At 59.6% G+C, this 9,747-nt stretch carries 12 protein-coding genes; 8 read left to right on the forward strand and 4 right to left on the reverse strand.

What is annotated here, in order from left to right:
- From gspH to UCMB321_RS30565, 7 genes are all read left to right on the forward strand, one after another.
- Entirely contained in the window at positions 1-471 is a 471-nt protein-coding gene (gene gspH / locus UCMB321_RS02805) for a type II secretion system minor pseudopilin GspH (protein WP_040063691.1), read from the forward strand.
- Positions 461-826 carry a type II secretion system minor pseudopilin GspI gene (gene gspI, locus UCMB321_RS02810; protein WP_040063693.1) on the forward strand — a complete coding sequence of 122 codons (366 nt, stop codon included), beginning with the start codon at positions 461-463 and terminating at the stop codon, positions 824-826. The genes gspH and gspI overlap by 11 nt, the downstream gene beginning before the upstream one ends.
- Complete coding sequence (gene gspJ, locus UCMB321_RS02815) at positions 819-1,376, forward strand: type II secretion system minor pseudopilin GspJ (RefSeq protein ID WP_040063696.1); 558 nt, start codon at positions 819-821, stop codon at positions 1,374-1,376. The genes gspI and gspJ overlap by 8 nt, the downstream gene beginning before the upstream one ends.
- Positions 1,373-2,233, forward strand: coding sequence for a type II secretion system protein GspK (locus tag UCMB321_RS02820; RefSeq protein WP_040063698.1), 861 nt, complete (start codon positions 1,373-1,375; stop codon positions 2,231-2,233). The genes gspJ and UCMB321_RS02820 overlap by 4 nt, the downstream gene beginning before the upstream one ends.
- Positions 2,230-3,333, forward strand: coding sequence for a type II secretion system protein GspL (gene gspL, locus UCMB321_RS02825; protein WP_040063700.1), 1,104 nt, complete (start codon positions 2,230-2,232; stop codon positions 3,331-3,333). The genes UCMB321_RS02820 and gspL overlap by 4 nt, the downstream gene beginning before the upstream one ends.
- Positions 3,330-3,794 (forward strand): type II secretion system protein GspM, encoded by a 465-nt coding sequence (gene gspM, locus UCMB321_RS02830; RefSeq protein WP_052451059.1) that lies wholly within the window; start codon positions 3,330-3,332, stop codon positions 3,792-3,794. Before gspL ends, gspM begins: the two co-directional genes overlap by 4 nt.
- Positions 3,795-3,891: 97 nt before the next feature.
- Entirely contained in the window at positions 3,892-4,575 is a 684-nt protein-coding gene (locus tag UCMB321_RS30565; RefSeq protein WP_157015841.1) for a hypothetical protein, read from the forward strand.
- 91 nt (positions 4,576-4,666) lie between these two features.
- Here UCMB321_RS30565 and UCMB321_RS02835 read toward each other — a convergent pair whose 3' ends face one another.
- Complete coding sequence (locus UCMB321_RS02835; RefSeq protein WP_425338522.1) at positions 4,667-5,911, reverse strand: MFS transporter; 1,245 nt, start codon at positions 5,909-5,911, stop codon at positions 4,667-4,669.
- Between the two features lie 150 nt (positions 5,912-6,061).
- On the opposite strand from UCMB321_RS02835, the gene UCMB321_RS02840 reads away from it, so the two are divergent.
- Complete coding sequence (locus UCMB321_RS02840; protein ID WP_040063705.1) at positions 6,062-6,961, forward strand: LysR family transcriptional regulator; 900 nt, start codon at positions 6,062-6,064, stop codon at positions 6,959-6,961.
- Positions 6,962-7,061: 100 nt separating this feature from the next.
- Here the strand turns inward: UCMB321_RS02840 and UCMB321_RS02845 are convergent, their stop codons facing one another.
- From UCMB321_RS02845 to UCMB321_RS02855, 3 genes are all read right to left on the reverse strand, one after another.
- Positions 7,062-7,313 (reverse strand): bacteriocin immunity protein, encoded by a 252-nt coding sequence (locus tag UCMB321_RS02845; protein ID WP_040063707.1) that lies wholly within the window; start codon positions 7,311-7,313, stop codon positions 7,062-7,064.
- A 108-nt stretch (positions 7,314-7,421) separates the two neighbouring features.
- Positions 7,422-7,691, reverse strand: a complete 270-nt coding sequence (locus UCMB321_RS02850) for a colicin immunity domain-containing protein (protein ID WP_040063708.1) — start codon at positions 7,689-7,691, stop codon at positions 7,422-7,424.
- The coding region (locus UCMB321_RS02855) for an S-type pyocin domain-containing protein (protein WP_209437121.1) at positions 7,691-9,747 on the reverse strand (2,057 nt) is incomplete at its 5' end. The genes UCMB321_RS02850 and UCMB321_RS02855, both read right to left, overlap by 1 nt.

Here is a 9,747-nt window from a genome sequence, read left to right on the forward strand (position 1 = left end):
ATGCCCGGACGTTCGCGTGGTTTCACCTTGCTGGAGTTGCTGGTGTCCATGGTGGTGATCGGCGTGCTGGCCGGCATGATCGCCATCGGCATGAGCCCCAGCCCGGCGCGTCAGGCCCGTCAGGAGGCCGGTGCCCTGGTGCATCTGTTGCAACAGCTGCGCGAGTACGCCGTGGTCAACAGCCAGGAATATGGTTTGCGGATCGGTGCCGAGGGCTATCAGGTGATGGTTTTCGAACGGCCCGACTGGCGACCGGCGGGGGCGGCCTATCGGTTGCCCGACGGCCTGTATTTTCGCCTGGAGCTTGAGGGCCGCCCGCTGAAACTCGGCGACCGAGTGAACCAGCCGCAGTTGCTGGTGCTGAGCAGCGATGAAATGAGCGCCTTCACCCTGCATTACGAATCCGCGCAGCAGCGCTGGGTGAGCGTGTCCGGTGACGGCCTGGGCGATCCGGCCATCGATGAAAGCTGAGTCGGGGTTTACCTTGCTGGAGGTGATGATCGCCCTGGCGATCTTTGCCTTGCTGGCGGCCTCCGTGCTGTCCGCCAGCCAGTTCGTGTTGCAGCAGAGCGGCACGTTGCAGGAGCGCCTGTTCGCCACCTGGCTGGCGGACAATCAGTTGCATGAGCTGCGCCTGAAGGCTTCCCCGAGCCAGGGACGACAAGCGTTTCGCCAGCGCTTCGACCAGCGCGAATGGCGCCTGGAGCAGGTGGTCATGCCTACCGCCGACCCCCGTCTGCTCAAGGTCGAGATCGCGGTGCGGCTGGATAACGGCGGGCCGGTGCTGCACCACACCAGTGCCTGGGTACAGGCTCGGGATGAATAAGCAAACCGGTTTTACCTTGGTCGAACTGGTCATTGCCCTGGCGATTTTCAGCCTGATCGGCCTGGCCAGTTATCGCCTGTACGAAGGGGTGCTGGCGACCCAGGCCCGGGTCAGCGCGCATGAGCAGGGATTGCGCAGTCTGCAACGGGCGCTGGCGGTGCTGGAGCGCGATGTCCTGCAGGCCACGATCCCGAAAGAGGGGCAGGCCGTGACACTGGGGGCCGGGCAGTTGAACCTGCAACGCGGCAATGGGCGCAATCCGCTGGATGAGCCCCGCAGCGAGCGCCAGGAGATTGCCTATCGCCTGGAGGAAGGCACCTTATGGCGCTATCGCCGCAGCCTTGATCTGCCCGAGATTCACAAGCTGCCGCTGCTCAAGGACGTGCGCGCCTTGCGCTGGCGGCTGTATGCGCAAAAGAACGGTTGGCGCACTGACTGGCCATCGACGCCGGGCCGTTCCGCCGGGCATCCACGGGCGCTGGAAATCACCCTGTCCGCCGGCCGCTTCGAGCAGATCCGCCGGATCATCCTGCTGCCGGAGGGCGCATGAGCGGTGCCGGCCAGCGTGGCGTGGCGTTGATCAGCGTGCTGCTGATCATGACCCTGGCCCTGTTCGTGGTCGGCGGCCTGTTGCGCAGTCATACGCAGGCGTTGCAGAGCAGTGCGCAGCATATGCATCAGGTGCAGCTGCGGCAGTGGGCCATCGCCGCGGAGAGCTGGGCGCGGGAGTTGTTGCAGCCGCCTGACCTGCTCGAGGCGAAGACGATCAACCTGGCCCAGCCCTGGGCGCGTCCGGCGCTGCCGTTCGACCTGCCGGGTGTCGAGGTACGGCTCGAGATCGAAGACCTGGCCGCGCGGTTCAACCTGACCCGTCTGCTGCTCCCCGGCAAGGCCGATGAAATCAGCCTGGAGCGCTGGGCCCGGTTGCTGGAGGCGCTGGAAATCCCCGCGCTCGATCTGGCGCCGTTGCGTGGCACCGAGGTCAGCGACACCAGCCAGTTGCGCCTGTTGCCCGGTGTCGACCAGGACCTTTTGCAACGCCTGCAGCCCTTCGTCGCCTTGCTGCCGGCCGAGGCAACGCTGAACGTCAATACCGCTTCGGCAACCCAGCTGGCGATGCTGGAAGGCATGACGGCTGCCGATGCCCGCGCCTTTGTCGCCCAGCGCCCGTTGGAAGGTTATGCCGATGCCCAGGCCTTTACCCGCGCACCGGGGCTGGATGGGCTAGGCATCGCCAGCCATGGCCTGGGTGTCGACAGCCGCTGGTTCCGGGTCACGGTCGAGGTCAGCGCGGGGGCGGCGCGGCTGCGCTTGGTCAGCGACCTGGAGCGGCCTCGCGACAGCCTCCGTCTGCGCGTCCTGCAACGCCGCTTCCTGGCTCCGACTCAAGGTGAATCCCCGTTATGAGCAACTGGCTTTATCTCACTCCCGAAGGACTGGCGACGTGCGACGCGACCTGGCCGGTGGGTTGCTGGCAGGCGGACGGCGAGTTCCGCAGCGTCTCTCTGGCCGAGGCGGCGACGCTCCTGCGGGGCCAAGCCGTAGCGGTGATCCTGCCCATGGAAATCTGCAGCGGGTTGCGCAGCGAGCCCTGGCCTGGTCGACGCAAGCCTACGGTCCAGGCGCTGGCCTATGCCGTCGAAGACCTGCTGGCCGAGGAGCTTGATGGATTGCATATCTCGGTCGGCGTGGCGGCCAAGGATTCGCGCTACCCGTTGCTGGCAATTCACAAGGAGCGCTTCAAGGCGATCCTGGCGTTGTTGCAGGCCTCGGGGCTGCAGGTGGTCAGCGTCAAGGTGGATGCCGACTTGTTGCCGGATGATCAGGCTTATGGCGTCTGGTGGGCCGGACGATGGTTGTTGGGTGGCGCTATCGAGACCCGGCTGGCGCTGTCGCCCGAGGATCTGGAGGTGTTGCGCCCGCGCTTGCCGGAGGCACTGTGCTGGATGGGGGCCGATCGACAGCGCGATATCGCGGCGTTGCTGATGACGGGGCGCTCGCGTGCCCTGGACTTGCTGCAAGGCGAGTTTCGCCAGGTGCGAGCGCGTTGGCCGTGGGGGGCGCTGGTGGTGTCGGCGCTGGCGCTGTTCGCGGTGTCCTGGGGTTTTACCCTGGCGCGTGCTCACTACCTGGAACGTGCTGCCGCGCAGTTGTACGAGCAAAGCGTGCAGCGCTTCCAGAGCCTGTATCCCGAGCAGACCCGCATCGTCGACCTGGCGGCCCAGCTCAAGGCCTTGCAGGGCCGGACCGATGAGTCGAGTCGGCAGATGGGCCGTCTGGTGCAGCTGGTCGAACAGGTGGTCGGTGGCAGCAGCGTTGAAGTCCAGCGTATCGAATACCGGGCCGGCACGGGCTGGACGCTGTTGCTGACGGCGGGCAGCTTCAGCGAACTTGAGCGCTTGCGCGAGCGCGGCCAGGGCAGCGGCTTGCCGATCAGGCTGGGCAGCGCCAGCAAGGATCGCGAGCGGGTGCAGGCGGTGTTGATGTTGGAGGAGAAGAACGGATGATCGGGTCACTGGCTTTACCGGCGGCGCTGACGCAGGGGTGGCAGAACCTGGGACCTCGGGATCGACGGATGCTGGTCGGCCTGGGGATTTTCCTGATGGTGGTGACCTTGTTCAAGGGGCTGTGGCAACCGGTGCAACAGCGTCTGGAACGGGGTGAGCGCGTGTACCAGCAACGTCTGTTGCTGGCGGCTGAAGTCCAGCGCGCCCAGCCCGCGACTCAGCGCTCGACCCCCTCCCGACCGCTGTCGACCCGGCTGAGTGAAACGGTGGCGGCGGCGGGGCTGGAATTGCAGCAACTGGACCAGGACGGCCAGTCGCTGCGGGTTACCCTCAGTGGCAATGCACTGGCCTTGCTGCAGTGGTTGGATCAAACGGAACAATCTGGCGCGGTGTTGCAGTCGTTGAGCCTGGAGAAGCGCGACTCGTCGTTGCTGGCACAGGTTGCGTGGCGTGCTGATTAAGTGTATCGGCTCGCAAACGAAATGCTTCGGCTCGTGTTTATTCTGCCCGGCTCGCATTCTATTGCACGGGGTTCACAATGCTAACAAAGGTTTTATCATGAGTCGTTATAGCTTTATTACAATGAGAAAAGACATTGAGTGTCTCGGAGTCAGAAGTCATCAAAATCCTTTTTTATGGGAAGAAGATAGCAATCTCCATAAACAACTGATGGGTCGTTACCCTTATGGGGCACCCAAGAAAAACCATATCAACTGCCTGACGGAGTATTGCTGGCAGGCGTATCAAAAATCTGTCACTTCCGTTGGGGCTATGCGCATCGGGCGTCAGGCTGATGTATGGAAAGAGGAAATATTTAAACAGTATTTAATGAATAAGGGGGAAAACTTATGGGCGCGGCAAGCAAAGGGTAATATTCTTGTTATCGATAAATGGTCTGGGGCGCTAAATGATGCTTGGTTGTTAGGTGGGATACACCGGTATGCAGATTTTCACCTGATGTCTTACTTGGCCCCTATAAATCTCTGGAATTATGAAGCGGGTTATCATGTTGTCACCGCAAGAGAAGTTTTGGGTCTTTTGCATTTCGGCTATGAAATGAGAAGAAATACGACAGGGATAATGTTTAAATGCCGGTCTTATCAACATGCAGATAATGCAAATCTGCTTTCTTATGAAGCTTTAATGAAAGAAGCGCACAAGCGTGGTCCATCCTCTATCACTAAATTGCTCGCAGAACCTACCATCGGGTTATACCAGCAGATTCATGCCAGAAGAGTTTAAGGGGTAAGCAACTTCTCCGCGCAACGGGCGAGGACATGGCCGAAGGGGTTTTGCGGGACTGAACACCTAACCACCAGCCGGTTAATCGTGACTAGGCTTGCGCATTACCCGGCAACACCGCCAATCGCGCCAGCTTCAACGCCACCAGCAAGGCCACCACCAACAGCGCGCCGATAAACAGGCCGATACCGTTCCAGCCGCCGTAGTGCCAGAACACCCCGCCGAGGGTCCCGGCCACGCTGGAGCCGACGTAGTAGCTGAACAGGTAGAGCGACGAAGCCTGGCCCTTGGCTTTCAGCGCCCGGCGGCCGATCCAGCTGCTGGCCACCGAGTGGGCGGCGAAGAAGCCGAAGGTGAACAGCAGGATGCCGAGTATCACCACCGGCAGCGGGGTCACCAGGGTCAGGGCGATGCCCACCAGCATCATCAGGATCATGCCCCAGAGCACCTTGCGCCGGCCCAGCTTGTCGGCGAGGGCGCCGATCTGCGCCGAGCTGTAGATGCCCGACAGGTAGACGATGGACAGCAGGCCGACGAAGGCCTGGCTCATGCCGTAGGGTTCGGCCAGCAGGCGGTAGCCGATGTAGTTGAACAGGGTGACGAAGCTACCCATCAGCAGGAAGCCTTCCAGGAACAGCCACGGCAGGCCGGCGTCGCGAAAGTGCACGGTGAAGCCGTCGATCAGGCTGCGGCTGTTGAATGGGCGGGCGCGGAAGTTGCGCGACGGCGGCAGGATCTTCCAGAACACCGTCGCCGCGATCAGCGCCAGGACACCGATCACCAGCATCGCCGTGTGCCAGCTGACGAAGTCGATCAGTACGCCGGTGATCAGGCGCCCGCTCATCCCGCCGATGGCGTTGCCGCCGATGTACAGACCCATCGCCAGACCGATGTGCTTGGGATGAATTTCCTCGCTCAGGTAGGTCATGCCGACCGCCGCCAGGCCGCTCAGCGAAAGGCCTACCAAGGCCCGCATCACCAGCACGCCCTGCCAGTTGGGCATCAACGCGCCGAGGAGGGTGAACAGCGCCGCGCCGAACAACGCCACCACCATCACCGGCTTGCGCCCGAGGCTGTCGGAGATCGGTCCGGTGATCAGCAGGCCGATGGCGAGCAGGGCGGTGGACACCGAGAGAATCAGGCTGCTCTGGGCGGCGTTGATCCCGTATTCCTTCGACAACACCGGCATCATCGGCTGTACGCAGTACAACAGGGCAAAGGTCGCAAAGCCGCCCGAGAACAGCGCCAGCACGGTGCGCATGAACGCCGGGGTGCCTTTTTCGATGTAGGTTTCGTTGAGTGGGGCGACAGCCGCGTCCGGTGCAGCAGGGGGCATTTCGTGGGCGAGGGGAGCGACAGCAGTTTTCACGGGGACCTCGGGAAGAGCAGCCGGTCAGGCAATGGAAAAAGCATATAGCTGGCTAACTATTACTTCCAATATATTGTTCGACCTGTTTGATAGGTTTTACGACTTGTTGAGGTGTTCATGGAATTGCGGCATTTGCGCTACTTCATCGCGGTGGCCGAAGAACTGCATTTTGGCCGTGCGGCAGAGCTGTTGGGGATTTCCCAGCCGCCGTTGAGCCAGCAGATCCAGGCGCTGGAGCAGGAGCTGGGGGCACGGTTGTTCGAGCGGACCAATCGTCGGGTCGAGTTGAGCGAGGCGGGTCGCCTGTTTCTGGAAGAGGCGCGGTTGGTGCTGGCGCAGGTGGACAAGGCGGCGGACGTGGCACGGCGGGCGCAGTTGGGGGAGCTGGGGGAACTGAAGATCGGTTTCACCTCGTCGGCACCCTTCAATTCGACCATTCCCCAGGCGATCTTTGCCTTTCGCCAGGCGTTCCCGGCGGTGCACCTGAACCTGCGGGAGATGAGCAGCAAGAGTGTCGCCGATGGCTTGATGGATGAGTCCATCGAAGTGGGCTTGATGCGGCCTTTGTCGTTGCCGGAGGCCTTGGATGTCGTGGAGTTGATGCGTGAGCCGCTGGTGGCGGTGCTCAGTGCCAAGCACCCGTTGGCGGCAGGGAGTGAGGGCGGGATGTATCTGTCCGAGCTGGCGCTGGAGCCCTTTGTGTTTTTCCCTCGCAGTTACGGCAGCGGCTTGTATGCGCAGTTGCTGACCTTGGCACGGCAGGCCGGGTTCAGTCCGCACTTTGCCCAGGAGGCGGGGGAGGCGATGACCATCATCGGCTTGGTGGCGGCGGGGTTGGGGGTGTCGGTGTTGCCAGCGTCTTATCAGCGGATTCGGATCGAGGGCGTGGTCTATCGACCGTTGCTTGATCCGGATGCGGTATCGGCGGTGTGGTTGGTGCAACGCAAGGACCAGAAATCACCGATGGCCAAGGCGTTTATCGAGTTGCTGACGCGCCGGGCGGTGCCGCAGGTCTGAGATTTGAAGCGGGCTTCAGCAACCGCCGTAGCGATGGCGCTTAAATGACACAAAGCTCAACCCCCGTTTTTCCTCGGCGATTGAGCTTGGCGGCCTTTAATTAAGCTGTTTTGAAGCCTGGCTTACCGTTGGCGGCTCGCCATTCTTTCACTTCTTTTAGTATCGCTTCCGGGCCAATTTTTCCCTCTTCTGGGTAAAATAATAGATCCGAGCCCGAGGGATGTTCGGTCAGCGCTTCGAACTCCAGAACCGCGTCAATGTGCTCATCTTCAGTTGCGTATTCATTGGTGTATATTTTTATGATGAGGCTCAGAAAGTCAGCCTCTGATATTTCACTGATTAACTTGCTCATTCCTCAGCTCCTTTGTGTGCTTCAATAGGTTGCTCAAGAAAAAATGCCATTTATTTTTCGATGGGGTAATGGCGTATTTCTTGGCTAACTCTGCGCTGGAGGAGATGCTCAGAGAAGCTGGAACTTTTCTAAGGTCTCCTTGATTTTTTTACGAAGTTCCGCTTCATCTATCTCAGATTCATCACGATCAGGTGCCGGATTATAACAGTCTGCCAGCATGAATATATCTGATGACGCTCTATCTGAATTCACCCCTTCCGACGTCAGCTCTTCAGCCGACATACCATGCCACTGATCTATATAGAGACTCACAAAATTTTCTGCTTGTGCATCGCTATTGATAAAGCGTATTGCCATTTCAATTGTCTTGAGTGTCATTACAGTACTCCTCCATTCATATAATTTTTGTGTTGGTCCGTACCTTCTTTAAGTTGCCATCCAGAAAGAAACTTTCCATCCTTGGTCAAAATAACTACATTGTTAGTTTTTGGATTAAAATATACCTTGGAGTTTTTTGCATGGTGGTATGAGCCCTTTTCGACTGTGTCCTTATCCTCTAAATGGGCTTTAATCGCATCTCTAAATTTTCTGAGGCTGTCATTGTTTTGATTTATGTCCATTACCCCGAAATTTTTTGCATGCTTGTATTTGGCCTGTAGTTGAACTCTTGTGAAAATACCAGAATCCAAAGACTCACTGAGCACCACATAAATCGGCGGCAATCCCGAGTCCGCAGGAAAAGTATAGATAGCATCGCGGATATTCCACTGATCCACCGCCGGGAAGGACTCGGCCTTCACCTCGATCGGGGTCAGCGTGATCCCCGTGTAGATCGGGATCTCTACAGGTTGTACCGGTGTCACGGTGGAACTGTCACCGGGCACCGCAATCGGAAAGGTCAGGGTAATCGGTGGCGTATCGGCCGTGGTGAAGGTGTATGCATTGGCCACCGGGTCCCGCCTCAAGGCCCTGACCGGCACCTTCGGCGATACCCCGCCATTGGCTTGCGTGGCAATCACCGAGTACTTCGAACGGTCGCCGTAAACCCGATACGACAGATCCACCGTGCCACCGGCCGCCGCTATCTCCGACAGGTTGTCCGGCAAATCCGGTATCAGGTCCTTGGCTGGCAGACTCAAGCTGGTCGGCGGATACAGGTCACTGTTGCCCAGCGAGGGGGAATACAGCAGCAGACCAATACCGACTCCCGTGGCGCGATCTAGCACAGCGCCGCCAAGGGCTTTCAAGGCCTGGATCCCTGCCTGGATGGCTGCCTCCAGCGTCAGACTGGAGCCCGCCGTGATCGCGACGCTGCCTGCTGCCACACTCAGTTGGGTTGCGCCTGCCGGTGCAAGCCTGAAAGTGTGTGCTTTAGCCGCCTTGCCTTGCGCTTCAGCCTCGGCTGCCAGCCGGGCCTGCTCTACAGCAACTTCCCTTGCACGCTCCGCCAGGGCGCCAAAGGCATTCGAGGTGACGGTCAGGTGTCTGGCTGACTCGGACTTCAGCAGGGCATCGTGATAGCTCGCCCATTTGGAACCGATCTGCCCGGTCGCCTGCAAGTGGACCAGATTGGCCAGGGCCTCCAGCTCCGGCTTGCTCAAGGGAGAAACGATCTTGGGGTTTGTAGGAGGGAAGGTGACGGTTATCCCACCGCTCGTCCAGGGCGGCGGCGCGTGGATGGGCTGGATCGCGGCAAGCTTGCCGGCGATCAGACCGTCCAGTACAACTTTGTAGTGAGTCAATGTTTGAGCGGGTGTCAGACCTGCCACGGAGCCCGCGGCGGCGGAGAGTTCTGTTTGAAGAAACTCCGGCAAGCACTGGACGTGAATATCCCGTTCCACGCCGATGATGCCAAGACGTTGTTCCAACAGTGCCTGCCAGGTAGCGTCATTTACAGACGCCAGCGACTCTGCCTGGCGTCTCCTGTTGTCCAGCTCCGCGAGCTTTCCGGCCAGGACATCCATGGAGAGCGACAATACCTTGAGTTCCAGTGCCGCCCTGTAGACAGCATCAAAGAGAACATGCAAGTTCCCTACGGATTCGGGGGTAGCAGCACCTGAGTTCCAAAGCTCACGCATTCTCTGGCGAGGTAAAACCTCCATCATGAAAAAAGGATTATGGCCATAAAGACCGTAGATGGTTGGCGCCGTAGAAATATACTGTGATTTCTTTACATCGATCAGATCCAACGTAACCGTTTGATCTAGCCTTGCCGCTTCTTCGGGAGACAGAGAACGCTCACCTTTAGCCGCCTGCTTTTGTTGCTCAAGCGCCTGTTCAGTATCAGCCAAGAGCGCTTTAAAACGTGCATTGTATTCGTCCGCAATGAATTGAAAGTCGGTTTCGCCTCCCATCAAATCGGACAGGACATCTGGCGTGGCCGTGTCACGAAACCTGCCCGGCCCTCCCTCCCCTCGTCGCGGCCCCTCCTGGA

It is taken from the genome of Pseudomonas batumici, assembly GCF_000820515.1.
Taxonomy (GTDB): domain Bacteria; phylum Pseudomonadota; class Gammaproteobacteria; order Pseudomonadales; family Pseudomonadaceae; genus Aquipseudomonas; species Aquipseudomonas batumici.

Coding starts and splice junctions, on each gene's coding strand:
- gspH (WP_040063691.1), top strand. CDS start 1: ATGCCCGGACGTTCGCGTGGTTTCACCTTGCTGGAGTTGCTGGTGTCC.
- UCMB321_RS02835 (WP_425338522.1), bottom strand. CDS start 5,911: ATGCCCCCTGCTGCACCGGACGCGGCTGTCGCCCCACTCAACGAAACC.
- UCMB321_RS02820 (WP_040063698.1), top strand. CDS start 1,373: ATGAGCGGTGCCGGCCAGCGTGGCGTGGCGTTGATCAGCGTGCTGCTG.
- gspM (WP_052451059.1), top strand. CDS start 3,330: ATGATCGGGTCACTGGCTTTACCGGCGGCGCTGACGCAGGGGTGGCAG.
- gspL (WP_040063700.1), top strand. CDS start 2,230: ATGAGCAACTGGCTTTATCTCACTCCCGAAGGACTGGCGACGTGCGAC.
- UCMB321_RS02845 (WP_040063707.1), bottom strand. CDS start 7,313: ATGAGCAAGTTAATCAGTGAAATATCAGAGGCTGACTTTCTGAGCCTC.
- UCMB321_RS02850 (WP_040063708.1), bottom strand. CDS start 7,691: ATGACACTCAAGACAATTGAAATGGCAATACGCTTTATCAATAGCGAT.
- gspJ (WP_040063696.1), top strand. CDS start 819: ATGAATAAGCAAACCGGTTTTACCTTGGTCGAACTGGTCATTGCCCTG.
- gspI (WP_040063693.1), top strand. CDS start 461: ATGAAAGCTGAGTCGGGGTTTACCTTGCTGGAGGTGATGATCGCCCTG.
- UCMB321_RS30565 (WP_157015841.1), top strand. CDS start 3,892: ATGAGTCGTTATAGCTTTATTACAATGAGAAAAGACATTGAGTGTCTC.
- UCMB321_RS02840 (WP_040063705.1), top strand. CDS start 6,062: ATGGAATTGCGGCATTTGCGCTACTTCATCGCGGTGGCCGAAGAACTG.